The following is a 25,535-nucleotide window of genomic DNA, read 5'->3' as shown; positions in this document are numbered from 1 at the left end:
GCCGCGGGGAGTCCGCGGCGACGGCGCCGGTCACTGCCTGTATGCGATTGTCTTGGCCCGAGCCGTCGCCCCGAGTCGGACGGCGCCGGGCTGCTTTCCGGCGGACTGCCTGGCTCAGCTTTCGGCCAGGATGTGCGAGAGCTCCGTATCGAGATCGAAGTGACGGTGCTCCGTGCCCGGGGGCACGGCCGCATCTGTCCGCTTGAGGAAGGATTCCAGGGCCCGCGCCGGGGCCTCGAGCAGAGCCTCGCCCTCAGGGGAACTCAGGGCGATGCAGACGACTCCCTGCCCGTGACTGCGCGACGGCCAGACACGGACGTCGCCGGTCCCGGTGGGGCGGTGGAGCCCCTCTGCGAGGAGATCGCGGGCGAATACCCACTCGACGGTCTCTTCGGCTCCGGTGTGGAAAGTGGCGTGCACGGCGTAGGGATCGGCCGTGTCATACCGCAGTCCGGCGGGTACAGGCAGTGAGGACTCGCTCGACACAACGAGGCGCAGGTGCAGCTCGCAGCTGACCGTGGTGTTCATAAGCGCCAGGGCCTTTCGCTCAGTGTGCGCTCGGGGATTCGCACGTCGGCGAAATCGACATGCCACCTACGGTGGTGTTGTAAACCCCTCTGAGTGTTTTGGGTGTCTTTAGGTAGCTCGTACAGCGGTCGACACGTTCGCGAGGTACCGCCAAACCGGTGAAGCGTTTCCGTCCGGTAATATCCGGGCGCATGAACACGGGGAGTGACGGAGAGGGAGAGGTCGCAGTGGCCGCCGATTCTCCGGATGAAGAACAGTCCGAGAAGGCGCTCGGTTCGCGGGCACCGGATTTCGTCCGGTCCCGCAGGGCGCTGCACATGAGCTGGCAGGTCGGCGTCTTCATCGTCGGCCTCGCCGTCGTGGGGGCCGGTGTCGCGATGCTGGTGCTGCCCGGGCCGGGCTGGCTGGTGATCTTCGGCGGCATGGCGATCTGGGCGACCGAGTTCGTCTGGGCCCAGCTGGTGCTGCGCTGGACCAAGCGCAAGGTCACCGAGGCGGCACAGCGCGCACTCGATCCGAAGGTGCGCCGGCGGAACATGATCCTTACTGCGACGGGCCTGGTGATCGTGGCCGTCCTGGTGGGGATCTACCTCTGGAAGTTCGGCCTCGCGCTGCCCTGGAACGTCGACGAGTGACGGCCGCCCTGCACGGGGTCCATGGTCGGACGCGGCCCTGACATGCGGTAATGTTCTCCGTGCGCCCGGGCGATTAGCTCAGTGGGAGAGCGCTTCGTTCACACCGAAGAGGTCACTGGTTCGAACCCAGTATCGCCCACCCGAGGTGTCGGTCCGTGAGACGTCCAGTCTCACGGACCTTCGTCGTCTCCGGGCCCGGCCGCGCATCCCCGTTCCGGATCAGTGCATGCGGCCCAGGAGGTCGCGCAGCCGTCGGGCGTCCCGCAGCCGGTGCTCGTACGTCGCGCCCAGGGCGAGCAGCAGCAGGCCCGCGAGCGCCGGCGGGAGCCAGCGGGGGAGTGCGCCGACTAGCTCGGCCAGGTACGGCGCCAGCTCGTGCAGGCCGACCAGGCCGACGGTCGCGGCGCCCAGCGTCAGCGGCGCCTGGAGCCCGTGACGGGCGCCGAACAGGGTCACCGCGAGAGCCGCGGTGCCGAGCAGCAGCGGGCGCTGCCAGGCGGGATCGCTCCACACCACGGCCAGGCTGGGCAGCAGTGTCGTCGCGAGCCCCGGTCCGTACGCCGTCCACGACGACACCTCGGGGGAGCGGCGGCGCTGCAGGAAGCCGACGATCAGGGCAGGGACGGTGACAGGCAGGGTGTATGCCTCGGGAGTGCCGACGTCCCAGGCCGCGAGCCGGACCCAGCAGGCAAGCACGAGGAGCACGGCTGCCAGGTGACGCACCCCTCGGCGTTCCGGGCGCAGGGCCGTCGCCGTGGCGATCACGCCCGCAAGGGCGAGCGTCAGGGCGAGATGCGGCGCATCGTCCGCGGCGAGCGCGACGCCGAGGAGACCGGCGCCCGCACCGGTCAGTTCGACGGGTGCTGCCGGGCCGAGCGCGCGCAGTCGGTGGCCGATGGCGGCCGTCGCCGCCGGGACGACCAGGAGCAGCACGGCGATCGTGTGGCGAGGCGCGCCCAGGCTCGCGGGTACGGCCACCGAGAGCGCAGTGGCGCAGACGACCGCACCGCAGGCCGGGACCCGTCGGCCACGCCCCTCCGGGTGGACGGCCGCCGCGGCCAGGAAGCCGGCGAGCAGGACGCCGAGCGTCGCACAGGTGGCCGGCCGGGTGGCGAGGCCGAGGAAGGTGGCGCTCACTGCCGAGGCGCAGGCGAGGACGGTGGCGGTCGTCGACAGAGCGGTTCGGGGCGGGGCCGGGTGCTGCGTGTCGGGCGGCGGCTTCGACGCGGCGAGGCGGGCCGGTACGGCGGCGAGGGCGAGGAGCGTGAGTGCGAGTGCGACGTGGGCGGCGAGTGCGGCCCGGTGCGACAGGTCGAATGCCGCCGTGGCCGCCGTGCCGGCGGACCAGGCCAGGACCAGCGCGCAGCAGACCGACGCGGTCCGCCAGGGAAGGACGGTTGCCGCTGTGGTGCCGGTGGGACGGGCTGTCGGCGCCTCGGGTTCGGTCGAACCTGCTTGTGCGGTACGGGTGTTGGCCGCCGCGGCCGAGGTGGTCGCGGAGCGGTCGGGGGCCGGGGGCTCGAAGTGGCGCCGGGCGGCGAGGAGTACGGCGGCCACCACGGCCAGGCAGACCGGTGCGGCCGGACCTGCACCCGTCGTGTACCCGGCATCGGACCAGGAGCCCGACCACACCGAGTCCAACTGCGTGGCGGGGGCGGACAGCGCGGCGGACACCGACGGCAGGGCCCACAGCAGCGACCAGGCCTGTACGACGCCGGAGGCGAGGGCGAGACCCTGCCGCAGGGCGAGCGGCAACGGCGCGAACCAGAGGGCCAACACCCCTACGGCACACAGAAGATGGGCCGGGACGGCCCATCCCGTGGGCAGCGCCGCGCTCACCGCACCCGCCGGTGCGAGCACGAGCGCGCCGCCGGCCACCACGGACAGCGCGACGGCCGGGGCCGTGGAGGCGAACCGGGACGCCGCGTGGAGCCCGAAGGCGGCGGCCGCGACGAGTAGCACACCGGGTCCGACGGCTGCCGGCGCTGTGCCGGCGTCTGCCGAGAGGAACACGGCGATGGCGAGGCCGGCCGCTCCCGTGCCGCAGGCGGCCGCTGACGCAGTGCCGCGTATACCGCGGCGCACCGTGTGCATCGGGCGCAGGGCGAGCAGGCAGTCCGCGGCGGCGGTGACCAGCAGGGTCGAAGCCCAGCCGAGAGCCGTCGCATTCGACGCCAAGCACCAGAACAGGGCCGGGAGTTGAATCAGAGTCAGGGCGACGGGGAACGGTGTCCGCAGCTCCCGGACCGCCGCACCGTAGCCGGCCCACAGGGCGGCCAGTACCGCCGTGGCCACGGCCGCGTAGCGCAACTCCCCGACCTCGGTGAGGGCCACCTGGTGTATGGCGNCGGCCCACAGGGCGGCCAGTACCGCCGTGGCCACGGCCGCGTAGCGCAACTCCCCGACCTCGGTGAGGGCCACCTGGTGTATGGCGTAGGCGTCGAGCAGGGTCAGGACCACAGCGGTGGCGGCCACCGTCTCCGCGGTCGCAGCGAGCCCGCGGCGCAGCAGGAGCGGCGGCGCCACCAGGGCGGTGGCCGTCGCGGCGCCGAGCACGGCCGCACGGCCGCCGATGCCCAGATGCCCCCAGCTGAAGAGGGTGAACGCCACGGCGGCCACCGCGAGCAGGACACCGCCGAGGCCGAGCAGGACGTTCCGTACGCTCGGCGGATTCGTCTCGGGGCCGGGTGGCGTCGCACTCCAGGACGAACCCCAGGGCTGCGCGGCGGGTGCGGTCGGCCCTGGTGTTTCCTGGGGGAGCGCCGGCGCCGACGTCGACACCAGGAAGGCGCGGCGGGCCAGGAGTTGGCCCCGGCGGGCCTCGAGCCGGCCCAGTTCGGCATCGAGGATCCGCAGTTCCTCGGGTGACGGGACGGGATGCATGTTCCGAAGTGTGCGCCCGGGCGCCCGCCGCCGGATGCGCACGGCTACTCAGATCGGACTGAGTAGGCGACGCGGCACGACACGTATCGCGCACTCGGGCGGGGCAGACTGCCCCCATGGACTGGTGCCACTACCGCTTCCGCAGCGTCTGGGCGCTGCCCGCGGCGCCCGAGCGGGTGTTCGCGGTGCTGGAGCGCGCGGAGGAGTACCCGTACTGGTGGCCGCAGGTGCGCGAAGTGCAGCCGCTCGACCCGGTGACGGGCACAGCCCGCTTCCGCTCGCTCCTGCCGTACGACCTCTTCGTGACCGGGCGGGAGCAGGAGCGCGATCCGGCGGCCGGGCGGCTCGGCATAGCGATGAGCGGGGACCTCGTCGGCTGGGCGCGGTGGACGGTGACCGGCCGCGGGGCGGTGAGCAGGGCGGTCTTCGAGCAGGAGGTCGAGGTGCGGCGACCACTGATGCGGCGGCTCGCCGTGCCGGGGCGACCGGTGTTCCTGCTCAATCACGCGGCGATGATGCGCGGCGGTCGGCGCGGGCTCGTGGAGTGGCTCGCGGCGGACCACGTCCGCTGACCCGACGCGCTGTTCACACCGCAGGCCGGTGGGCGGCCGTGTGCAGCGGTACTGGTTTGAAGGAACGGCGCGACGACCTGTATGGTTCAGTGCGTTCCCGGGCGATTAGCTCAGTGGGAGAGCGCTTCGTTCACACCGAAGAGGTCACTGGTTCGAACCCAGTATCGCCCACCGGAAACGGCCGGTCCGTCGCAGACGGACCGGCTTCTTCTTTGCCCGGGCTTCTGTGTCCGGGCTTCTTCTTCGCCCGCGCGAGTTCGTCCGCGCGATCACGCCGCCGCGCGGAACTCCGGGCGCAGCGGCCACGCCGGATCCACCGACTCCGTCGCACCGCTGCGCGCGAACCACTCCTCGAGGCCGCGCGCCTGGGCCGCGTGCCACACCGCCTGCCGCGCGTGCAGCTCGGCCGGCGACATGGGCTCGAGACGCTCCGCGAACCGGCGCCCGATCGCGCGCGCGACCTCCAGGGCGGCATGCGCGTCCGCGGTCGCGTCGTGCTCCTCGCCCCGGCCGGTGCCGTACTCCGCGCACAGGTCGGCCAGGTCGCGGCGGCCCTTGCGGTGCCGGTCCAGATGCCGGTCGATCACCCTGGGGTCCAGTACGCACAGCGGCCGGTTCTCGAGATAGCGGGCCAGCGAGGACGCCCGGTGGCGGCGCAACTCCCGGTCGAGCAGCGTGAGTCCGAACGGTGCGTTCAGCACCACCAACGGCTTGCCCGCCGCGCTCAGTTCGGCCAGCTCGCGGCCGATCTCCTCCATCACCGGCGCCGGCCAGCGGCCCTCGCGGCACAGCCGGTCCTCGGTGAGCCCGTGCCGTGCGGTCGCCGCACGCGGCACCGGTATGCCCGGGCTGACCAGCCAGCGCGACACCCGGGGCCGGGCGCCCGCGGAGTCCTGTACCACGACGGCGGCCGACACGATCCGGTCGGTCTCGACGTCCACGCCGGTGGTCACGATGTCGAACGCGGCCAGGGGACCCTCGTACCAAGATGTCATCGTCAAGCAACTCCCTGTCCCTGCACGGCGGATGGCGTGAAAGGTGTCCGCCCGCCCGTCAACGCCCTTGACGGGGCCGCGTCCTGCCCGCATTGCCCGAGCTGGTGATACCCGCCCCGTTTGCGCCGTACGCCGACCGGTGACAACACAGGTGACGAGCCGCCCGGTCGAGCGGCACGGCAGGGGGCGGGACCGACCTCCTGCGGCGGGCCCGCGCGGCGGAGGGAGACCCGATGCATCCCCCGGCCGGCGAACCTCTCAGGCCGCACCCCGACGACGACGCGGGCGGCGAAGTCCGGTCCACACCTCCCCGACCCCCGGTCACCGACCCCGGTGTGCTCGGCGCACTCCTCGACCGGCACGGGTGGCGGCGCCGCGCGGGGGCCGCAGGGCGATACGACCGTTGGACTCCACCGCCGGGCAGCCCGGCCGGTACGAGCCTCCTCGTGCCGCTGCGCCGGGACTTCCCCGACAGCGACGATCTGCTCGGCGAGGCGCTGCTCGCGCTGTCCCGCAGCACCGCACCCTCCGCCCGCGCCGTCCTGGTCGCCCTGGCCGTGCCCAGCGACGAGGTGTGCTGGTCCCGGCGGACGACGGACACCGCCGAGTCCGCCCCGTGGAGCTGCCAGGAGCAACTGCGGGGCGCAGCACGGCAGATGCTCCTGGCCGGTTCCCTCGCGATGCTCGCCCGGGCCGGCTACTACGGTGCGCGGCACCGCAGGCAGGCCGCCGCCTCGCTCGACGCGCTCCTCGTCGGCCCCGCCGCCGAGGGACGCCGGCTGACGGCCTATCTGCCGGTGGAGTCCGGTCGGCCGCTCGCCGTACGACTGCACCACGCGCTGTGCGCGGCACGCGAGGCCGTCGACCACCGTCGGGCGACGGGTGGCATGGACGCCTTCGACTCCGCCGTCGAGGCCGGGGTCAGCCATGAACTGACCCGGGCGATCACCGCCCTCGTACGCGGGAGTGAGGGCGCCAGGGTCGAGTTCGGCTGGGCGCCCGCGGCGGGGCCGCCGGCCGCATGTCCTGCCCGCCCGGAACCCGTCGAGTTCTCCCCGGAGGATCTGCCGGCGCTGCGGGAGGCGAGTGCGCGCTATCTGCGGATCGAGCCGTCGGTTCCGGTGCGTCTCACCGGCACGGTCCTGCGGCTGCGCAGGCCGGGCCCGAGCGGACCCGGCACCGTACGGCTGCGGGTCATCACGGGCGCCGAGGTGACGCACGTACGGATGACGCTCGACGAGCAGGCGTACCGGATCGCGGGCAGTGCGCATCTGGTCGGGCTGCCGCTGCGCGTCGAGGGGCGGCTGCGCAGCCGCGGCGGCTTCCGGTGGCTCACGGATGCGACGGGTGTGACACCGGTCGGGGCGGGCTCGGGGGAGCGGGATCGCATGCTGAGGGCGCTGCGGAAGAATCTCGACGTCCTGGAGGAGAGCTCCGAGCCGGATGCGGGGCACGAAGAGCAGCCCTGACGGGCACCGGCCGGAGGTGGCGGCGCCGTCGCCGCGGTGCCGCCCGACCGTTTAGCGGTGCGCCCCCTCCGCTCGGTACGATTCAGACGCGCAGTGTCCGCTGTGGCGCCCCCATCAGGCAGGAGAGACCGGTGTCAGACGTCCGTGTGATCATCCAACGCGATTCCGAGCGGGAAGAGCGCGTGGTGACGACGGGCACTACGGCCGCCGAGCTCTTCCCCGGTGAGCGCACCGTCGTCGCCGCGCGCGTGGGCGGCGAGCTGAAGGACCTCGCGTACACAGTGCAGGACGGCGAGGAGGTCGAGCCCGTCGAGATCTCCTCCGAGGACGGGCTCAACATCCTGCGGCACTCCACCGCACATGTGATGGCCCAGGCCGTCCAGGAGCTGTTCCCCGAGGCCAAGCTCGGCATCGGCCCGCCGGTCAAGGACGGCTTCTACTACGACTTCGACGTCGAGCGGCCGTTCACCCCCGAGGACCTCAAGGCCGTCGAGAAGAAGATGCAGGAGATCCAGAAGCGCGGGCAGCGCTTCTCGCGCCGCGTCGTCACCGACGAGGCCGCCCGCGAGGAGCTCGCCGACGAGCCGTACAAGCTGGAGCTGATCGGGCTCAAGGGCTCCGCCTCCAGCGACGACGGCGCGGACGTGGAGGTCGGCGCGGGCGAGCTGACGATCTACGACAACCTCGACCCGAAGACCGGCGACCTGTGCTGGAAGGACCTCTGCCGAGGCCCGCACCTGCCCACCACCCGCAACATCCCGGCGTTCAAGCTGATGCGGAACGCGGCCGCGTACTGGCGGGGCAGCGAGAAGAACCCGATGCTGCAGCGCATCTACGGCACCGCCTGGCCCACCAAGGACGAGCTCAAGGCGCACCTGGAGTTCCTCGCCGAGGCCGAGAAGCGCGACCACCGCCGTCTCGGCAGCGAGCTGGACCTGTTCTCGATCCCCGAGCAGATCGGCTCCGGCCTCGCCGTCTTCCACCCCAAGGGCGGCATCGTCCGCCGGGTCATGGAGGACTACTCGCGCCGCCGGCACGAGGAGGAGGGCTACGAGTTCGTCTACACCCCGCACGCCACCAAGGGGAAGCTCTTCGAGACCTCGGGCCACCTGGACTGGTACGCGGACGGCATGTACCCGCCCATGCAGCTCGACGAGGGCGTGGACTACTACCTCAAGCCCATGAACTGCCCGATGCACAACCTGATCTTCGATGCGCGCGGCCGTTCGTACCGTGAACTGCCGCTGCGCCTCTTCGAGTTCGGCACCGTGTACCGGTACGAGAAGTCCGGCGTCGTGCACGGCCTGACCCGCGCCCGGGGCTTCACGCAGGACGACGCGCACATCTACTGCACCCGCGAGCAGATGGCCGACGAGCTCGACAAGACGCTCACCTTCGTCCTCGGCCTGCTGCGCGACTACGGGCTGAACGACTTCTATCTGGAGCTGTCCACCAAGGACCCGGAGAAATACGTCGGCTCCGACGAGGCCTGGGAAGAGGCCACCGAGGTGCTCGCGCAGGTCGCCGAGAAGCAGGGGCTGCCGCTGGTGCCCGACCCGGGCGGCGCCGCCTTCTACGGGCCGAAGATCTCCGTGCAGGCGAAGGACGCCATCGGGCGTACCTGGCAGATGTCCACCGTACAGCTGGACTTCAACCTGCCGGAGCGCTTCGACCTCGAGTACACCGGCCCGGACGGTGCCAAGCAGCGACCCGTCATGATCCACCGGGCGCTCTTCGGCTCCATCGAGCGGTTCTTCGCCGTGCTGCTCGAGCACTACGCGGGTGCCTTCCCGGCGTGGCTCGCGCCCGTGCAGGCGGTCGGTATCCCGGTCGGGGACGCGCATGTCGAGTATCTGCAGGAGTTCGCGGCCGATGCGCGCAAGCGAGGGCTGCGGGTGGAGGTGGACGCATCCTCGGACCGGATGCAGAAGAAGATCCGCAACCAGCAGAAGCAGAAGGTGCCGTTCATGATCATCGTCGGTGACGACGACATGAACGCGGGCACGGTGTCCTTCCGGTACCGGGACGGCTCGCAGGAGAACGGCATCGCGCGCGAGGACGCACTCGCCAAGCTGGCCGACGTGGTCGAGCGCCGCGTGCAGGTCTGAGCGACCGCGGCCGCTGCGCGTACCGCCGCCGGACGAGCCCCCGGAGCAGGCTGCTCCGGGGGCTTCGCCGTGCTCCGGACCCCGCCCCGGCCACACGTTCCGCCGCGGTGAAGTCATATGCTGCACACCATGACGAGTGAGCCGGAGCAGCAGATCGGAGTGGGGACCCAGGACGCCTTCCAGCGCCTGTGGACGCCCCATCGGATGGCCTACATCCAGGGTGAGAACAAGCCCAGTGGGCCCGAGGCCGGCGACGGCTGTCCGTTCTGCGCGATCCCGGCCAAGTCCGACGAGGACGGGCTCATCATCACCCGCGGCGAGCACGTGTACACGGTGCTCAATCTGTACCCGTACAACGGCGGCCATCTGATGGTCGTGCCGTACCGGCACATCGCCGACTACACCGAGCTTGACGCCGCGGAGACCGCCGAGCTGGCCGAGCAGACCAAGCGGGCCATGACGGCCCTGCGGGCGGCGTCCGGCGCGCACGGATTCAACATCGGGATGAACCAGGGCACGGTGGCCGGCGCAGGCATCGCCGCGCATCTGCATCAGCATGTGGTGCCGCGCTGGGGCGGTGACACCAACTTCATGCCCGTGGTCGGGCACACCAAGGTGCTGCCGCAACTCCTCGCGGACACCCGGAAGATGCTCGCGGACGCCTGGCCGGTGGACTGACCGTACGTGCCCCTGCGGGGGCGCCGCTATGCGTCGTACACGTCGGCCTTGCGGGGGGACGCCTCCTGCACCATGTTGCTCAGGAAGAGCGAGCGGTTGCCGAAGCGCTCGGTGTTCACGCCGTTCTCCTCCAGGACCCGCATGGCCGAGGCGTGCACCACACGCAGTACGGGGGTGGCCGCGCGCAGGGCGTCGTCGGCCATGAACCGGTGGCGCCAGGGCTTGTCCGCCCAGGCGTGCCGCAGGCCGAAGGGCTCCGGCAGGGTCAGCTTCCCGCCCAGGTAGCTCAGCAGCGGAGGGAACCAGGTGAAGGGGGCGCGGGCGGCGAGCCGCACCACCTCCGAGGTCTCCACCAGAGGCTGCTTGACCTCCTTGGTCTCCCAGAACTTGACCGTCCGTGAGACCTCCTTGACCTTGGCCTTCGGCTTGGTGGTGAAGAGCGGGTGCACCGGCCCGAGCGCATGCCCGGTCACCTCGATGCGCAGCGTCTCGTGCAGCACGGTCACGGTGATCAGCATGGTGATCACCAACTGGCCGTCCCAGAGCACGAACTGGACGCCGAGGTAGTGCCGGTCCCCGCTGCCGAACTGCTGCTCGTTGCAGATCCGCTGTATCTCGTGGGGCTTGATCTGGAAGGCCTCGACATCGGTGCCGCCGGGGCGGGACACCTCGCCCGCGTTCTCCCCCACCGGGGAGACCACCCAGTGGCGTATGGACGGCTTCGGGAAGCCGCCGGTGTGCAGCGGACCGCGCTCCAACAGCAGCAGCTGGTCGTGGATTGCGCGGACGACGTCCCAACTGCGGAACGGGTTGATCTCCGACTTCCCGTCCAGCGGTGTCAGCTCCTCCGCGAGCTGCCAGCTGCCCCAGCGGGTGCCCATGCCGAGGATGCCCTTGGGGCCGGCGTAGAACACCGAGTTCGAATGCTGTTCCGCGGTCAGCCGGGCGAGGCTCTGGCGCAGGCGCTCGGCCGCGGTCTGATTGGGATTGCTCGGGACCGCCTCCGGGATCTTGGGGCCGACGCCGCCGCCCGCGAGCAGCCCTCCCCAGCGATCCCGCAGATCACGCGCCGTACGCTCGCAGATCTGCTTGGCGAGCAGCCAGCCGATCACGGGCACGACGACCATCGCCCGTATGTACAGGCCGAGCAGGCCCGTGAACGGAAGCTTGATCAGATACAGGATCCCGAGACCGCAGGCGGCCACCAGGACCGCCGTGCCGAGCGCGGCCATCCGGCGGTCCTTCATGGCGCCCAGCGTCTTGCGGATCTGGAAGATCAGCAGCCAGACGAGCAGCCCCGGCAGGAACAGCACCCCGAACAGGAAGGTGACGCCGGTCAGTCGGGTGTCCCTGGCCTTGCGGACGCCGTTCGCCGCCAGGCAGTGCTCGACGACCGACTGCGGCTCCATGCCGAACGACTGGATCAGCGGCTTGCGTGCGCCGCCGAGCATCCGAGTCTGCACGGCGTGCGAGAACGCCTCGCCCAGATTCGGTGCGAAGAGCGACAACTTGCCCTTCTTCACCGTGGACTTGTGCCATTCGCTGTTCGCCTTGAGGATCTCGTCGACCGGGACGTCGCGGTACGCGGCCGAGGCCAGGGCGTGCGTCGCCGCGGTCTCGCCCGCCGCGCCCGACAACGGCACCTGTGCACCAGGCCTGAAGTCGAAGAAATCCGCCACTGCTGCCCCCATCACCGCACTGCCGCCGACGCGGCCCTTGCCGACCTGCCCGGCCCGGCGATCCGTCGAGGATTCCGGCCCCGAGGTCACCGTGCCCGTACCGCAGATCATCAATGTATCGGGGGCCACCGACAATCGGCAGGGGACGTCCGAACAGCGGTCGGTGACAGCGGAGTTGAACAGGCGGATTCAGCCACGGGCCCGGTCCGGCCGGCGCTCCGGCGCACCGCTCGGACCTGCTCAGGCCTCCTCCTCCCTGAGCTTCGCCGCAAGCGCCGCGGGCATCGGCTCGTGCCGTACGTAGCTGCGCCCGAAACGGCCGGTGCCGTGCGAGAGGGAGCGCAGATCGACCGCGTACCGGCCGATCTCGATGTCGGGCACCTCGGCGCGCACCAAGGTCCGTCCGCCCGGCGACTGTTCGGTGCCGACCACCCGGCCCCTGCGGCCGGCCAGATCGCTCATCACCGCGCCCACGAACTCGTCCGGCACCAGGACCCGTACCTCCGCGACCGGTTCGAGCAGATGGATCGCGGCGTCCGCGGCGGCCTCCCGCAGCGCCAGGGCGCCGGCGGTCTGGAAGGCGGCGTCGGAGGAGTCCACGGAGTGCGCCTTGCCGTCGTGCAGTGTGACCCGGACGTCGACGATCGGGTGCCCTGACGCGAGGCCGCGCTGCGCCTGGGCCCGTACGCCCTTCTCCACCGAGGGGATGAACTGGCGCGGCACCGCGCCGCCCACCACCTTGTCGACGAACTCGATGCCCGATCCGCCGGGCAGCGGTTCCACCTCGATCTCGCAGATGGCGTACTGGCCGTGGCCGCCGGACTGCTTGACGTGCCGTCCGCGGCCCGCCGCCTTGCCGGCGAAGGTCTCACGCATCGCGACGCGGTGCGCTACGACGTCCACCTGAACGCCGTAGCGGCTGCGCAGCCGCTCGAGGGCGACGTCGGCGTGGGCCTCGCCCAGACACCACAGGACGACCTGGTGGGTGTCCTGATTGTGCTCGAGGCGCATCGTCGGGTCCTCGGCGACCAGCCGGGCGAGCCCCTGGGACAGCTTGTCCTCGTCCGGTTTGCTGTGTGCCTGGATGGCCAGCGGAAGCAGCGGGTCCGGCATGGACCACGCCTGCATCAGGAGCGGGTCGTCCTTGGCCGAGAGGGTGTCTCCGGTCTCCGCGCGGGTCAGCCGTGCCACACACGCCAGATCGCCCGCGATGCACGAGGAGAGGACCCGCTGCTGCTTGCCGAACGGTGCGGACAGCGCGCCGATGCGCTCGTCCAGATCGTGGTCCTCGTGGCCGCGGTCCGCCAGGCCGTGCCCCGATACGTGCACGGTCGCGTCCGGCCGCAGGGTCCCGGAGAAGACGCGCACCAGGGAGACCCGGCCGACGTACGGATCGGACGAGGTCTTCACCACCTCGGCGACCAGAGGGCCCTCGGGATCGCAGACGGGCGTCGCGCGCTCGGCCCCCTGGGGAGTCGTCACCGGTGGTGCCTCGCGCTCCAGCGGCGTCGGGAAGCCACCGGTGATCAGCTCCAGCAGTTCGACCGTGCCGATGCCGTGCCGGGCGCCCTCCGCGGCGGGCGCGGCGGCGAGCACGGGGTGGAAGGTGCCGCGTGCGACGGCCCGTTCCAGATCGTCGACCAGGGTCTTCTGGTCGATGTCCTCGCCGCCGAGATAGCGGTCCATCAAGGACTCGTCCTCGCTCTCCGCGATGATGCCCTCGATGAGGCGGTTGCGGGCGTCCTCGATCGCCGGCAGCCGCTCCGGGTCCGGCTCCGACTCCTTGCGCTCGCCGGAGGCGTAGTCGAAGACCCGCTGCGACAGCAGACCGACCAGACCGGTCACCGGAGCGTGCCCGTCCGGGCCCTGCGCTCCGTGCAACGGCAGATACAGCGGCAGTACGGCGTCCGGGTCCTCGGCGCCGAAGGCGTCCGCGCAGATCCGTGTCATCTCCGTGAAGTCCGCCCGCGCCGCCTCCAGGTGCGTGACCACGATGGCGCGCGGCATGCCGACGGCCGCGCACTCCTCCCAGACCATCCGGGTCGCGCCGTCCACGCCGTCCGCGGCCGAGACGACGAAGAGGGCCGCGTCCGCGGCGCGCAGACCGGCCCTCAGTTCCCCGACGAAATCCGCATAGCCGGGAGTGTCCAGGATGTTGATCTTGATGCCGTCCCACTGCAGAGGAACCAGGGACAGCTGGACCGAACGTTGCTGACGGTGCTCGATCTCGTCGTGGTCCGAGACGGCCGTGCCGTCCTCCACGCGCCCCGCGCGGTTCACCGCTCCCGCGGTCAGTGCCAGGGCCTCCACCAGGGTGGTCTTTCCCGAACCGCTGTGGCCGACCAGTACCACGTTCCGTATCGAAGCGGGACGGTCGGCCGTCGCTGCTCTGCCGGCGGCCCCGGGATGTGTGCTCGCCTTGTCGCCCATGCTGTGCCTCCCGATGGGATGACTCCCGATTGCGTTTGCACGGTGGGGGAGAGGGCGCGGACACGCGAGGACCGCGTGTGGGGGCGGCTCCGGCGACGCCCGCGGTCCTTCGAGCTTTCCACTCGGGTCCTGGTGCGTCCATACGTCTCACGGGATCGCCGCACGTCGCTCGAAGCAGACGCCCACGCGCGCGTGGGCAGGCGGACTGCGGAGGTGCGCGACCTCGCGGGCGGGCCGCGACGGAGCCGGGCGGGGGCTGCGGAGGTGGGGTCCACGCGCGCGTGACTACGATGGGCCAGCGCCGGTGGCCGCAGGGGCTCGCCGGCCACCGAACCCCCGGGAAGGCCATGCTGAACAAGTACGCGCGTGCATTCTTCACGCGTGTCCTCACGCCGTTCGCCGCGTTTCTGCTTCGTCGGGGGGTGAGCCCGGACGCGGTCACACTGATCGGCACGGCCGGGGTGGTCGCGGGGGCACTGGTGTTCTTCCCCCGGGGCGAGTTCTTCTGGGGCACGATCGTCATCACGCTGTTCGTCTTCTCGGACCTCGTCGACGGCAACATGGCCCGGCAGGCCGGGGTCTCCAGCCGGTGGGGAGCCTTCCTCGACTCCACCCTCGACCGGGTCGCCGACAGCGCGATCTTCGGCGGCTTCGCGCTCTGGTACGCGGGCAGCGGTGACAACGATCTGCTGTGCGCGGTGGCGATCTTCTGCCTGGCCAGCGGCCAGGTCGTCTCGTACACGAAGGCACGCGGCGAGTCGATCGGTCTGCCGGTCGCCGTCAACGGCCTGATCGAACGGGCGGAGCGGCTGGTGATCTCGCTGGTCGCCGCGGGCCTCGCGGGGCTGCACGGCTTCGGGGTCCCCGGCATCGACGTACTGCTGCCCATCGCGCTGTGGATCGTGGCCGTCGGCAGCCTGATCACGCTCGCCCAGCGGGTCGTCACGGTGCGCCGCGAGGCGGCCGAGGCGGATGCCGCGTCGGCCGAGGGCGGCGCCGCATGAAGGAGAAGCTCACCGACGGCCTCTACGGGCTCGCCTGGGGCTCGGTCAAGAAGCTCCCCGAGCCCGTCGCCGTACGCCTCGGCCGCACCATCGCCGATCTGGCCTGGCGCCGGCGCGGTACCGGGGTGCGACGCCTGGAGGCCAACTACGCGCGCGTGGTGCCCGATGCGACGCCCGAGCGACTGCGTGCCTTGTCCCGGGCCGGCATGCGGTCGTACATGCGGTACTGGATGGAGTCCTTCCGGCTGCCCGCGTGGGGCACGCAGCGCATCAAGGACGGCTTCGAGCCCAAGGACCTGCACCATCTCACCGACGGTCTCGCCTCCGGCCGCGGCGTGATCCTCGCGCTGCCGCACCTGGCCAACTGGGATCTGGCCGGCGCCTGGGTCACCACCAAACTCGAGACGCCGTTCACCACCGTGCAGGAGCGCCTCAAGCCGGAGTCCCTGTACGACCGTTTCGTGGCCTATCGCGGCAGCCTCGGCATGGAGGTGCTGCCGCACACCGGTGGCGCCGCGTTCGGCACGCTCGCACGGCGGCTGCGGGCCGGCGGCCTCGTCTGCCTGGTCGCCGACCGCGATCTGTCCGCGTCCGGGGTCGAGGTCTCGTTCTTCGGCGACGCCGCGCGGATGCCGGCCGGCCCCGCGCTGCTCGCCCAGCAGACCGGGGCCCTGCTGCTGCCCGTGACCCTCTGGTACGACGCCTCGCGGGTCATGCAGGGCCGGGTCCATCCACCGGTCGAGGTCCCCGAGACAGGCACGCGCGCCGAGAAGACGTCCTCCATGACACAGGCGCTGGCCGATGCCTTCGCCTCGGGCATCGCCGAGCACCCGGAGGACTGGCACATGCTGCAGCGGCTGTGGCTCGCCGACCTGGATCCGGCGAAGGACCCCGCGCGCGTGGCCGGCGATGCGGGACCCGCGCCGGGGCGTCACGACGGTGACCACGCGCGCGTGCGGGACGACGCGCGGACGTCCGGGCCCGGCGAGGGGACCTCGGCATGAGGATCGGGATCGTCTGCCCCTACTCGTGGGACGTGCCGGGTGGCGTGCAGTTCCACATCCGGGACCTGGCGGAGCATCTGATCCGCCTCGGCCACGAGGTCTCCGTACTGGCACCGGCGGACGACGAGACTCCGCTGCCGCCGTACGTGGTGTCGGCGGGCCGTGCCGTGCCGGTGCCGTACAACGGCTCGGTGGCACGGCTCAACTTCGGCTTCCTGTCGGCGAGTCGGGTACGCCGATGGCTGCACGACGGCACGTTCGATGTGATCCACATCCACGAACCCGCCTCGCCCTCGCTCGGGCTGCTCACCTGCTGGGCCGCCCAGGGGCCGATCGTGGCCACGTTCCACACGTCCAATCCGCGCTCCCGCGCGATGATCGCCGCCTATCCCATCCTGCAGCCCGCTCTGGAGAAGATCAGCGCTCGGATCGCGGTCAGCGAGTACGCGCGACGCACGCTCGTCGAGCACCTCGGTGGCGACGCGGTGGTCATCCCCAACGGCGTGGACGTGGACTTCTTCGCCCGCGCCGAGCCGAAGGCCGAATGGCAGTCGGCCGCCGCACGCGCGGCGAGCGACGGCTCCGGCACCGGTGACGGCCGGGACGACACCGGCACGATCGGCTTCATCGGCCGCATCGACGAGCCCCGCAAGGGACTGCCCGTGCTGATGCAGGCCCTGCCGAGGATCCTCGCCGAACGCCCCGGCACACGGCTCCTGGTGGCCGGCCGGGGCGACGAGGAGGAGGCCGTCGAGAGCCTGCCCGCCGAGATGCGCGAACGCGTGGAGTTCCTCGGCATGGTCAGCGACGAGGACAAGGCCCGGCTGCTGCGCAGTGTCGATGTGTACGTGGCGCCCAACACCGGCGGCGAGAGCTTCGGCATCATCCTCGTCGAGGCGATGTCCGCGGGGGCTCCCGTGCTCGCATCGGACCTGGACGCCTTCGCGCAGGTCCTGGACCAGGGCGCGGCCGGCGATCTGTTCGCCAACGAGGACGCGGACGCGCTCGCGGACGCCGCGATCCGCCTGCTCGGCGACCCGGAGCGCAGGGCCGGGCTGCGCGAGCGGGGGAGCGCCCATGTGCGGCGCTTCGACTGGTCGACGGTCGGTGCGGACATCCTCGCCGTCTACGAGACGGTCACCGATGGCGCCGCTTCGGTGGCGGCCGACGAACGGGTCGGACTGCGGGCCCGGTTGGGGCTCGCCAAGAGCTGAACGACGGCCCTCCCGTGCGCGGGAGGGCCGTTCCCCCCGGTGTGCGGTGCAGGGCCATCGGCGTGCGATGAGGGGGCATCGCGACGGTAGCCTTGCCGCCCGTGACCTCCACTCTGATCTGGATCGCCGTCGTCCTGTTCGCGATCGGCCTGTACCTCAGCTGGACGGCCGGCCGGCTCGACCGCCTGCACGCCCGGATCGACGCCGCACGGGCCGCCCTCGACGCGCAACTGCTGCGCCGGGCGTCCGTCGCCCAGGAGTTGGCCACCTCCTCGATCCTCGACCCGGCCGCGTCGATCGTGCTGTACGAGGCCGCGCACGCCGCGCGGCAGGCGGCCGAGGACCAGCGGGAGGTGGCCGAGAGCGAGCTCAGCCAGGCCCTGCGTGCGGTGTTCGCCGAGCAAGAGGTGCTCGAGCTGGTGCAGGAGGCCTCCGGCGGGGACGAGGCCGCCGGTGAACTCGCCCAGGCGGTACGGCGGGTGCCGATGGCCCGGCGCTTCCACAACGACGCCGTACGCGCCGCGCGGGCCCTGCGCCGGCACCGCACGGTGCGCTGGTTCCGGCTCGCCGGCCATGCGCCGTTCCCGCTCGCGGTCGAGATGGACGACGAGCCGCCCGCCGTACTCGCCGACCGTGCCGGCGGACCGGGCACCACGCGCGCGTAGCAGGCGGACCGGCCACGCGCGCGTAGGCAGGTGCACGGGGCACCACGCGCGCGTAGAGGCAGGTGCAGGAGCGCAGTGGGCACCCGGCCGGGCGGCGCGTCCCGAGAATGAGCCACCGCCTCACCATTGGCCCTTGAAGTGGCCCCGCCCCGGAGGTTGGCTCTGAAGTGCAGGAATTCACTTCTCCCCAGCGAGGTCTCCCGTGTCCAGCACGCCTTCTTCCAGCTCCCCTTCGGCCGAGTCCGCAGCCACCGGCACCGCGCGCGTGAAGCGCGGTATGGCCGAGCAGCTCAAGGGCGGCGTGATCATGGACGTGGTCACGCCCGAGCAGGCCAAGATCGCCGAGGACGCCGGTGCGGTCGCCGTGATGGCCCTGGAGCGGGTCCCGGCGGACATCCGCAAGGACGGCGGTGTGGCCCGGATGTCCGACCCGGACATGATCGAGGGCATCATCGGCGCGGTCTCCATCCCGGTGATGGCGAAGTCCCGTATCGGCCACTTCGTGGAGGCCCAGGTCCTGCAGTCGCTCGGCGTCGACTACATCGACGAGTCCGAGGTGCTGACCCCGGCCGACGAGGTCAACCACAGCGACAAGTTCGCCTTCACCACCCCGTTCGTCTGCGGCGCCACCAACCTCGGCGAGGCCCTGCGCCGTATCGCCGAGGGCGCCGCCATGATCCGCTCCAAGGGCGAGGCCGGCACCGGCAACGTGGTCGAGGCGGTCCGCCACCTGCGCCAGATCAAGAACGAGATCGCCCGCCTGCGCGGCTACGACAACCACGAGCTGTACGCCGCGGCCAAGGATCTGCGCGCCCCGTACGAGCTGGTCAAGGAGGCCGCCGAGCTCGGCAGGCTGCCCGTCGTGCTGTTCTCCGCCGGCGGTGTGGCCACCCCCGCCGACGCCGCCCTGATGCGCCAGCTCGGCGCCGAGGGCGTCTTCGTCGGCTCCGGCATCTTCAAGTCCGGTGACCCGGCCAAGCGCGCCGCCGCCATCGTCCGCGCGACCACGTTCTACGACGACCCGTCCGTCATCGCCGACGCCTCCCGCAACCTCGGCGAGGCCATGGTCGGCATCAACTGCGACACCCTGCCCGAGAACGAGCGCTACGCGAACCGGGGTTGGTGATGACCGACGCCGCTCCGCTGATCGGCGTCCTCGCCCTGCAGGGTGACGTACGCGAACACCTGGCGGCGCTCACCGCGGCCGGCGCACGGACCACCACCGTGCGCCGGCCCGGCGAGCTGGCCGAGGTCGACGCCCTCGTCGTACCCGGCGGCGAATCCACCACGATCTCGAAACTGGCCGCGCTCTTCGGACTCCTGGAGCCCGTCCGCGCGCGCGTGCAGGACGGAATGCCGGTCTACGGGACCTGTGCGGGCCTGATCATGCTCGCCGAGAAGATCCTCGACCCGCGCTCCGGACAGGAGACCTTCGGGGGCATCGACATGATCGTGCGGCGGAACGCCTTCGGCCGGCAGAACGAGTCCTTCGAGGCCGCGGTCGACGTCACCGGGGTCGAGGGCGGTCCGGTCGACGGCGTCTTCATCCGTGCACCCTGGGTCGAGTCGGCCGGCGCTGACGCGGAGGTGCTGGCCGAGCACGAAGGCCACATCGTCGCCGTACGCCAGGGCGCCGCCCTCGCCACCTCGTTCCACCCGGAGCTCACCGGCGACCACCGGATGCATGCCCTGTTCGTCCGAATGGTCCGTGAGCGGACCGGTGCGGGGCGTGTCCCGGAGCGGGCCCGGGCGGTCTGAGGCTCGGACAGCCACGGGATCCCGGTAGGATCTCTGGCGTTCGTACGGAGATTGGTTACGCGAAGGAGACAGGCAGATGTCCGGCCACTCTAAATGGGCCACGACGAAGCACAAGAAGGCCGTGATCGATGCCAAGCGCGGCAAGCTCTTCGCGAAGCTGATCAAGAACATCGAGGTCGCGGCGCGCATGGGCGGCGCCGACATCGACGGAAACCCGACGCTGTACGACGCCATCCAGAAGGCGAAGAAGCAGTCCGTCCCCAACAAGAACATCGACTCCGCGGTCAAGCGCGGCGCGGGCCTGGAGGCCGGCGGCGCCGACTACGAGACGATCATGTACGAGGGCTACGGACCGAACGGCGTCGCGGTGCTCATCGAGTGCCTCACCGACAACCGCAACCGCGCGGCGTCCGATGTCCGCGTCGCCATGACGCGCAACGGCGGCTCGATGGCCGACCCGGGCTCGGTGTCGTACCTGTTCAACCGCAAGGGCGTGGTGATCGTCCCCAAGGCGGAGCTGTCCGAGGACGACGTGCTCGGCGCGGTCCTGGACGCGGGCGCCGAGGAGGTCAACGACCTCGGTGAGTCCTTCGAGGTACTCAGCGAGGCCACCGACCTGGTCGCGGTCCGCACCGCCCTCCAGGACGCCGGCATCGACTACGACTCGGCCGAGGCGAACTTCGTACCGACGATGCAGGTCGAACTGGACGAGGACGGCGCCCGCAAGATCTTCAAGCTGATCGACGTCCTCGAGGACAGCGACGACGTGCAGAACGTCTTCGCGAACTTCGACGTGTCCGACGAGGTCATGGAGAAGGTCGACGCCTGACAGGGGCGATGACGGCTCGCGGGCCGGGCGCCTCGCGTGCCGGGCCGACCGCATGGCGGTGAGACGGCGGTGAGCACGAGGGCCGGCGGGGACACACCCCGTCGGCCCTCGGCTTTACCCGTCGCTGTCAGTGCGAGCCGATAGCCTGCACAAACACATGAGCGAAGCTGAAGGGGGCGGTGCGGGATGCGGGTGCTCGGCGTGGACCCCGGCCTGACCAGGTGCGGTGTCGGCGTCGTCGAGGGCACCGCGGGACGACCCCTGACGATGGTCGGCGTCGGAGTCGTGCGCACCTCCTCCGAGCTCGACACCGCACAGCGCCTAGTCGCCATCGAGCAGGGCATCGAGGAGTGGCTGGACACCCACCGCCCGGGATTCGTCGCGGTCGAGCGCGTCTTCAGCCAGCACAACGTCCGCACGGTGATGGGCACGGCGCAGGCCAGCGCCGTCGCGATGCTCTGCGCGGCACGCCGCGGACTGCCCGTCGCCCTGCACACCCCGAGCGAGGTCAAGGCCGCCGTCACCGGCAGCGGCCGCGCGGACAAGGCACAAGTGGGTGCCATGGTGACCCGGGTGCTCCGGCTCACCGCCCCGCCCAAGCCGGCCGACGCGGCGGACGCCCTCGCCCTCGCCATCTGCCACATCTGGCGCGCCCCCGCGGTCAACCGCCTGCAGGCGGCCCACGCCGCGGCCCGCCGCCAGGGCCCGCCCACAGGATCCGTACGGAAGGTCACGCGATGATCGCGTTCGTCAGCGGCCCAGTGGCGGCCCTCGCCCCGGACTCGGCCGTCATCGAGGTCGGCGGAGTCGGGATGGCCGTCCAGTGCACCCCCGACACCCTCTCGGGCCTGCGCCTGGGACAGGCCGCCAAACTGGCCACCTCCCTCGTCGTACGGGAGGACTCGCTCACCCTCTACGGCTTCGCGGACGACGACGAGCGGCAGATCTTCGAACTGCTGCAGACCGCCAGCGGCGTCGGCCCCCGGCTCGCCCAGGCCATGCTCGCCGTGCACTCGCCCGACGCCCTGCGCAGAGCGGTCGCCACCGGGGACGAGAAGGCACTCACCGCCGTCCCCGGCATCGGCAAGAAGGGCGCCCAGAAGCTGCTCCTGGAGTTCAAGGACCGCCTCGGCGCACCGGTCGGCAGCGCCTCCGCCGCCGTGGCGGAGGCGCTGCAGACGGGCAACACCTCCTGGCGCGACCAGCTGCACGCCGCCCTGATCGGCCTCGGGTACGCCACTCGCGAGGCGGACGAAGCGGTCGTCGCCGTCACCCCGCAGGCCGAGGCGGAGGGAGGCACTCCTGAAGTGGGCAAGCTCCTCAAGTCCGCGCTCCAGACTCTGAACAAGGCCCGCTGACCGGTCACTTCGGCCCCCAACAGCACCCCGGCACAGCACCACCGCCCCACCCGAGACAGACGCGAGGCACACCTCATGAACTGGGACGACACGACCGACGAGACGTCCGCCGCCGAGGCGGGCGAGCGACTGGTCGGCGCGTCCGCCGCGGGCGACGACCAGGCCGTCGAGGCCGCACTCAGGCCCAAGGACCTGCACGAGTTCATCGGCCAGGAGAAGGTGCGCGAGCAGCTCGACCTGATGCTCCGCGCGGCACGCGCGCGTGGCGCCACCGCGGATCACGTCCTGCTGTCCGGTGCCCCGGGGCTCGGCAAGACGACCCTCTCGATGATCATCGCGGCCGAGATGGAGGCCCCGATCCGGATCACCAGCGGGCCCGCGATCCAGCACGCGGGCGATCTGGCGGCGATCCTCTCCTCGCTCCAGGAGGGCGAGGTGCTCTTCCTCGACGAGATCCACCGGATGTCACGGCCCGCCGAGGAAATGCTCTACATGGCGATGGAGGACTTCCGCGTCGACGTCATCGTCGGCAAGGGCCCGGGCGCCACCGCCATCCCGCTCGAGCTTCCGCCGTTCACCCTGGTCGGAGCCACCACCCGAGCCGGCCTCCTGCCGCCCCCGCTGCGCGACCGCTTCGGCTTCACCGCCCATATGGAGTTCTACGAACCGGCCGAGCTGCAGCTGGTCATCGACCGCTCCGCCCACCTCCTCGACGTGACCATCGGTGCCGACGGATCGGCCGAGATCGCCGGACGGTCCCGCGGCACCCCCCGTATCGCGAACCGACTGCTGCGCAGGGTTCGCGACTACGCCCAGGTCAAGGCGGACGGCGTCGTCACCCGGGAGATCGCGGCCGCGGCCCTCGGCGTCTACGAGGTGGACGAGCGCGGACTCGACCGCCTCGACCGGGCCGTGCTCGAAGCCCTGCTCAAGCTGTTCGGCGGCGGCCCGGTCGGCCTGTCGACCCTCTCCGTCGCGGTCGGTGAGGAGCGGGAGACGGTCGAGGAGGTCGCCGAGCCCTTCCTCGTACGGGAAGGGCTGCTCGCGCGGACACCGCGGGGACGGGTCGCGACTCCAGCGGCATGGGCCCACCTCGGCCTCGCACCGCCGCAAGGACGCGGAAGCGGCACATCGGGACAAGGGGACCTGTTCGGGGCGTGACGGCGAGGAACTGGCCGGGAGAGGAACCTCGGTGCCATGCTGAGCGTTGTTCCATAGGCGCGGACTCGCCTAGACTCCGCCGATGCCGCCCTTGCGGGTGGCGTGCCCACCCCCATCCAACAGGCCGCTCACCTCCTGCGCGGTCGTGCGAAGGAAATTCCGTCCCGTGAATATCGTGACTCTCCTCCCCTTCATCGTGCTCATCGGGGCCATGTTCCTGATGACCCGCTCTGCCAAGAAGAAGCAGCAGGCGGCCGCGCGCATGCGCGACGACATGCAGCCCGGCACCGGCGTCCGCACGATCGGGGGCATGTACGCCACCGTCAAGGAGGTCAGCCAGGACACGGTCCTTCTGGAGGTCGCCCCGGGCGTCCACGCGGTCTACGCGAAGAACGCGGTCGGCGCGGTCCTGGAGGACGAGGAGTACAACCGCATCGTGCACGGGATCGAGGCTGCCGAGGACGCGCCCACCGTGCCCGACGACGCCTCCTCCCTGACCGAGGCGGCCGACGACGAGCACATCGACCTGGTCAAGAAGGACGAGACCGAGGACGACGCCGTCGCAGCGGACGCGGACGACGCCCAGCCGAAGAAGACCGACGGCGAGTCCGACGGGAAGTAACCACGACCGAGGGCCGCGGCGTCACCTGCCCGCGGTCCCTCCGCCGTGAGAGCTTCCCCGGGTTCCGCGAGTCCCAGGGGTACCGGAAGGTCCCGGGACGCGCGGGCTCGGCGGGTTCCCGAGACCACTTCATGGCCGCCCACGTCGCAACGGGGTTCCGGGCGGTTGGACAGGGAGAAACGACAAGGTGGCAGCACCGAAGAAGGGCCGGGGGCAGAGCCAGAGCAAGCCGTGGCGCCCGCTGGCTCTGATCCTGATCGCCATGGTGGCGCTCACCGGAGGAATGTTCCTCTCCGGGCACACCACGCCGCGCCTGGGCATCGACCTCGCGGGCGGCACGAGCATCACGCTCGAGGCGAAGAACCAGCCGGGCGCCGAGAACGCGATCAACCCGACGAACATGAACACGGCCGTCAACATCATCGAGCGCCGTGTCAACGGCCTCGGTGTCTCCGAGGCCGAGGTCCAGACCCAGGGCGACCGCAACATCATCGTCAACATCCCCCGGGGCACGGACGAGAAGCAGGCCCGTGAGCAGGTCGGTACGACCGCGCAGCTGTACTTCCGCCCCGTGATGGCCGTCGCCCCCGGCGCCCCCACGCCCGATCCCGAGGCCAGCCCCTCGGGATCCGGCGCTCCGGAGGCCGGCGACGGCAGCGACAAGGGCAAGGACGGCGCCAAGGACGAGGAGAAGCCCGAGGCCACCCCGTCCGACACGGCCTCACCGCAAGGCCGGGCCCTGACCGACGGCCTGAAGAAGGACGACGCCGCCCCGACGCCGGACCCGTCCGACTCGAAGAAGCCCTCCCCGGACGCCAGCCCCACCCCGGACGAGGCGACCAAGAAGCTGCAGCAGCAGTTCCAGGCGCTGGACTGCACCAAGCAGAGCCAGCGCGTGAAGACCGCCGACGGCGTCAAGCCTGCCGACACGATGGTCGGCTGCGGCAAGAACAGCCAGGGCCAGTGGGAGAAGTACATCCTGGGCCCGTCCGAGGTCGACGGCAAGGAAGTCGACGACGCCAAGGCCGTCATCGACGAGCGCAGCGGTCAGTGGATCGTCACGATGGACTTCAGCGACGACGGCGCGAAGGCCTTCTCGAAGATCACGACCAAGCTGAAGACCCAGCAGCAGCCGATGAACCAGTTCGGCATCGTGCTTGACGGCGAGGTCGTCTCCGCGCCCAGCGTCCAGACGACCCTGAGCAAGAACGCCCAGATCTCCGGCAGCTTCACCCAGGAGTCCGCCCAGGACCTGGCGAACATCCTGTCGTACGGTGCCCTGCCGCTCTCCTTCCAGGAGCAGAGCGTCACCACGGTGACCGCGGCGCTCGGCGGCGAGCAGCTGGAGGCCGGCCTGATCGCCGGCGCCATCGGCCTCGTCCTGGTGATCATCTATCTGGTCGTCTACTACCGGGGCCTCGCGTTCATCGCCCTGCTCAGCCTCCTGGCCTCGGCGATCCTGACGTACACCTTGATGGCGCTGCTCGGCCCGGCCATCGGCTTCGCGCTGAACCTGCCGGCGGTCTGCGGAGCCATCGTCGCCATCGGTATCACCGCCGACTCGTTCATCGTGTACTTCGAACGCGTACGGGACGAGGTCCGCGAAGGCCGCTCGCTGCGGCCCGCGGTCGAGCGGGCCTGGCCGCGTGCACGGCGCACCATCCTGGTCGCCGACTTCGTGTCGTTCCTCGCCGCCGCCGTGCTGTTCGCGGTGACGGTCGGCAAGGTGCAGGGCTTCGCCTTCACGCTCGGACTGACCACCCTGCTCGACGTCGTGGTGGTCTTCCTCTTCACCAAGCCGCTGCTGACGCTGATGGCCCGGCGCAAGTTCTTCGCCCAGGGCCATCCCTGGTCCGGCCTCGATCCGAAACGGCTCGGTGCGAAGCCCCCGCTGCGCCGCGGCCGCCGTACCTCCGCCCCCGTCGACCCGAAGGAGGCGTGAG

General features: G+C 71.3%; 22 protein-coding genes and 2 tRNA genes. 19 read left to right on the top strand and 5 right to left on the bottom strand.

Going from position 1 to position 25,535, the window contains the following annotated elements; translation table 11 throughout:
- Nucleotides 1–114 precede the first annotated feature (114 nt).
- Nucleotides 115–528, bottom strand: coding sequence for an SsgA family sporulation/cell division regulator (locus DY218_RS07035; protein ID WP_003959770.1), 414 nt, complete (start codon nt 526–528; stop codon nt 115–117).
- Between the two features lie 191 nt (nt 529–719).
- Between DY218_RS07035 and DY218_RS07030 the strand changes: the two genes are divergently transcribed.
- Both DY218_RS07030 and DY218_RS07025 read left to right on the top strand, forming a co-directional pair.
- The gene (locus DY218_RS07030; RefSeq protein WP_128555048.1) at nt 720–1,163 is read left to right on the top strand and encodes a TIGR02611 family protein; all 444 of its coding nucleotides are present in this window, start codon (nt 720–722) and stop codon (nt 1,161–1,163) included.
- A gap of 67 nt (nt 1,164–1,230) precedes the next feature.
- A tRNA-Val gene (locus DY218_RS07025) sits at nt 1,231–1,302 on the top strand.
- Between the two features lie 80 nt (nt 1,303–1,382).
- Here DY218_RS07025 and DY218_RS35795 read toward each other — a convergent pair.
- Nucleotides 1,383–3,257 (bottom strand): SCO7613 C-terminal domain-containing membrane protein, encoded by a 1,875-nt coding sequence (locus tag DY218_RS35795; RefSeq protein WP_407703570.1) that lies wholly within the window; start codon nt 3,255–3,257, stop codon nt 1,383–1,385.
- A 905-nt stretch (nt 3,258–4,162) separates the two neighbouring features.
- On the opposite strand from DY218_RS35795, the gene DY218_RS07015 reads away from it, so the two are divergent.
- Nucleotides 4,163–4,618 (top strand): SRPBCC family protein, encoded by a 456-nt coding sequence (locus DY218_RS07015; protein WP_128555046.1) that lies wholly within the window; start codon nt 4,163–4,165, stop codon nt 4,616–4,618.
- Nucleotides 4,619–4,717: 99 nt separating this feature from the next.
- Nucleotides 4,718–4,789: transfer RNA gene (locus tag DY218_RS07010), tRNA-Val, on the top strand.
- 98 nt (nt 4,790–4,887) lie between these two features.
- Here DY218_RS07010 and DY218_RS07005 read toward each other — a convergent pair.
- Nucleotides 4,888–5,613: an exonuclease domain-containing protein gene (locus tag DY218_RS07005; RefSeq protein ID WP_128555051.1), complete on the bottom strand. Its 726-nt coding sequence runs from the start codon at nt 5,611–5,613 to the stop codon at nt 4,888–4,890.
- Between the two features lie 233 nt (nt 5,614–5,846).
- Between DY218_RS07005 and DY218_RS07000 the strand changes: the two genes are divergently transcribed.
- The 3 genes from DY218_RS07000 to DY218_RS06990 all read left to right on the top strand — a co-directional run bounded on the left by DY218_RS07000 (nt 5,847) and on the right by DY218_RS06990 (nt 9,868).
- Nucleotides 5,847–7,082, top strand: coding sequence for a hypothetical protein (locus DY218_RS07000; protein WP_128555045.1), 1,236 nt, complete (start codon nt 5,847–5,849; stop codon nt 7,080–7,082).
- Between the two features lie 131 nt (nt 7,083–7,213).
- The gene (thrS, locus tag DY218_RS06995; RefSeq protein WP_128555044.1) at nt 7,214–9,190 is read left to right on the top strand and encodes a threonine--tRNA ligase; all 1,977 of its coding nucleotides are present in this window, start codon (nt 7,214–7,216) and stop codon (nt 9,188–9,190) included.
- A 117-nt stretch (nt 9,191–9,307) separates the two neighbouring features.
- Nucleotides 9,308–9,868 carry an HIT family protein gene (locus tag DY218_RS06990; protein WP_128555043.1) on the top strand — a complete coding sequence of 187 codons (561 nt, stop codon included), beginning with the start codon at nt 9,308–9,310 and terminating at the stop codon, nt 9,866–9,868.
- 26 nt (nt 9,869–9,894) lie between these two features.
- On the opposite strand, the gene DY218_RS06985 is transcribed toward DY218_RS06990, so the two are convergent.
- Nucleotides 9,895–11,559 carry a hypothetical protein gene (locus DY218_RS06985; protein WP_128555050.1) on the bottom strand — a complete coding sequence of 555 codons (1,665 nt, stop codon included), beginning with the start codon at nt 11,557–11,559 and terminating at the stop codon, nt 9,895–9,897.
- Nucleotides 11,560–11,787: 228 nt separating this feature from the next.
- The gene (locus tag DY218_RS06980; protein ID WP_128555042.1) at nt 11,788–13,977 is read right to left on the bottom strand and encodes an elongation factor G-like protein EF-G2; all 2,190 of its coding nucleotides are present in this window, start codon (nt 13,975–13,977) and stop codon (nt 11,788–11,790) included.
- 347 nt (nt 13,978–14,324) lie between these two features.
- Between DY218_RS06980 and pgsA the strand changes: the two genes are divergently transcribed.
- The 12 genes from pgsA to secD all read left to right on the top strand — a co-directional run bounded on the left by pgsA (nt 14,325) and on the right by secD (nt 25,534).
- On the top strand, nt 14,325–14,981 hold the full coding sequence (pgsA, locus tag DY218_RS06975) for a phosphatidylinositol phosphate synthase (protein WP_128555049.1): 657 nt from the start codon (nt 14,325–14,327) through the stop codon (nt 14,979–14,981).
- Nucleotides 14,978–15,985: a phosphatidylinositol mannoside acyltransferase gene (locus tag DY218_RS06970; RefSeq protein ID WP_128555041.1), complete on the top strand. Its 1,008-nt coding sequence runs from the start codon at nt 14,978–14,980 to the stop codon at nt 15,983–15,985. Before pgsA ends, DY218_RS06970 begins: the two co-directional genes overlap by 4 nt.
- On the top strand, nt 15,982–17,199 hold the full coding sequence (locus DY218_RS06965; protein WP_128555040.1) for a glycosyltransferase family 4 protein: 1,218 nt from the start codon (nt 15,982–15,984) through the stop codon (nt 17,197–17,199). The genes DY218_RS06970 and DY218_RS06965 overlap by 4 nt, the downstream gene beginning before the upstream one ends.
- 101 nt (nt 17,200–17,300) lie before the next feature.
- A complete protein-coding gene (locus tag DY218_RS06960) occupies nt 17,301–17,864 on the top strand; it encodes a LemA family protein (protein ID WP_128555039.1) in 564 nt (187 codons plus the stop codon).
- A gap of 202 nt (nt 17,865–18,066) precedes the next feature.
- Nucleotides 18,067–18,990, top strand: coding sequence for a pyridoxal 5'-phosphate synthase lyase subunit PdxS (gene pdxS, locus DY218_RS06955; RefSeq protein ID WP_128555038.1), 924 nt, complete (start codon nt 18,067–18,069; stop codon nt 18,988–18,990).
- A complete protein-coding gene (pdxT, locus tag DY218_RS06950; protein ID WP_128555037.1) occupies nt 18,990–19,622 on the top strand; it encodes a pyridoxal 5'-phosphate synthase glutaminase subunit PdxT in 633 nt (210 codons plus the stop codon). The genes pdxS and pdxT overlap by 1 nt, the downstream gene beginning before the upstream one ends.
- Before the next feature lie 76 nt (nt 19,623–19,698).
- A complete protein-coding gene (locus DY218_RS06945; RefSeq protein WP_128555036.1) occupies nt 19,699–20,451 on the top strand; it encodes a YebC/PmpR family DNA-binding transcriptional regulator in 753 nt (250 codons plus the stop codon).
- Between the two features lie 186 nt (nt 20,452–20,637).
- Nucleotides 20,638–21,192 carry a crossover junction endodeoxyribonuclease RuvC gene (gene ruvC, locus DY218_RS06940; RefSeq protein WP_128555035.1) on the top strand — a complete coding sequence of 185 codons (555 nt, stop codon included), beginning with the start codon at nt 20,638–20,640 and terminating at the stop codon, nt 21,190–21,192.
- A complete protein-coding gene (gene ruvA / locus DY218_RS06935; protein ID WP_128555034.1) occupies nt 21,189–21,809 on the top strand; it encodes a Holliday junction branch migration protein RuvA in 621 nt (206 codons plus the stop codon). Before ruvC ends, ruvA begins: the two co-directional genes overlap by 4 nt.
- Before the next feature lie 75 nt (nt 21,810–21,884).
- On the top strand, nt 21,885–22,970 hold the full coding sequence (ruvB, locus tag DY218_RS06930; protein WP_128555033.1) for a Holliday junction branch migration DNA helicase RuvB: 1,086 nt from the start codon (nt 21,885–21,887) through the stop codon (nt 22,968–22,970).
- Between the two features lie 166 nt (nt 22,971–23,136).
- Entirely contained in the window at nt 23,137–23,592 is a 456-nt protein-coding gene (yajC, locus tag DY218_RS06925; RefSeq protein WP_128555032.1) for a preprotein translocase subunit YajC, read from the top strand.
- A 187-nt stretch (nt 23,593–23,779) separates the two neighbouring features.
- On the top strand, nt 23,780–25,534 hold the full coding sequence (gene secD / locus DY218_RS06920) for a protein translocase subunit SecD (protein ID WP_128555031.1): 1,755 nt from the start codon (nt 23,780–23,782) through the stop codon (nt 25,532–25,534).
- The last annotated feature ends 1 nt before the right edge of the window (nt 25,535 follow it).

The sequence above is a fragment of the Streptomyces triticagri genome (genome assembly GCF_003429565.1).
GTDB lineage: Bacteria > Actinomycetota > Actinomycetes > Streptomycetales > Streptomycetaceae > Streptomyces > Streptomyces triticagri.
This window is presented reverse-complemented; position numbering and strand designations above follow the sequence as displayed.